Here is a 1,003-nt window from a genome sequence, read left to right on the forward strand (position 1 = left end):
TAGGTGTTTGGTCCCAGCATGTGATGGTGTAGAATTGTCACCGACACAGCGGAGGGAGCTATGGGCCAAATTCTCCACGGCAGCGCCAAGACCACGCACGCCATTCGAGCAGAACTACAGCGATCGAAAGCTTCGGCCGCGCAGCTCGCCGCGCGGTTCGGGATCAATGAGAAAACGGTCCTGAAGTGGCGCAAGAGGCGTTCCGTCGAAGATTTGCCAATGGGTCCGAAAGCGCGCCGCAGTACGGTTTTGACGCCTGTTGAAGAGGCCGCGATCGTAGCGCTGCGGGTCCAGGCACGGTTACCCTTGGACGATGTCTATATCGCGCTCAAGTATGTCATTCCGCATTTGACCCGTTCTTCGCTGCACCGGTGCCTGCAACGCCACGGCATCTCTCGTCTGCCGAAAGGCGACCGGGAAAAGCCCAAGAAGTTTAAAGACTACGAGATTGGCTACTTCCACATTGACATTGCTGAGCTGCGCTATGAAGGCGGCAAAGGCTTTCTCTTTGTCGCGGTTGATCGGACCAGCAAGCTGGTGTTTGCCCGGATATATCGTAAGGCCACAAAATTGGCGGCGGCTGGGTTCCTCAAGTCATTGATTAGAACCGTGCCCTACAGGATCCATACAATCCTGACGGATAATGGCGTGCAATTTGTTCAGCGGGAGCAAGGTACAAGCCTCACTTTCCCGCACATCTTCGGGCGGGTCGCTCTTGAAAACGACATTGAGCACCGGCTGACAAAACCATATCATCCGTGGACCAACGGTCAGGCGGAGCGGATGGTGCGGACGATCAAGGAAGCGACCGTCAAATCCTTTCACTATAGCTCGATCAACGAAATGCGCCGGCATGTGCGGGATTGGCTGACTGCATACAACTTTGCCAAACAACTCAAAGCCTTGAAGTTCAAAACACCCTATGAAGCAATTCAGGAACTCTGGAAATCAAAGCCAGAAGCCTTTATCGTCAAACCGCACCATCACATGCTGGGACCAAACA

At 54.1% G+C, this 1,003-nt stretch carries 1 protein-coding gene; it reads left to right on the plus strand.

Features of this window, described 5'->3' with window-relative positions; all coding sequences use genetic code 11:
* Nucleotides 1–60 precede the first annotated feature (60 nt).
* On the plus strand, nt 61–1,003 hold a 943-nt coding region (locus F9K91_RS25480; RefSeq protein WP_151679070.1), incomplete at its 3' end, for an IS481 family transposase.

The organism is Brucella tritici (genome assembly GCF_008932295.1).
In the GTDB taxonomy this organism is placed as follows: domain Bacteria; phylum Pseudomonadota; class Alphaproteobacteria; order Rhizobiales; family Rhizobiaceae; genus Brucella; species Brucella tritici.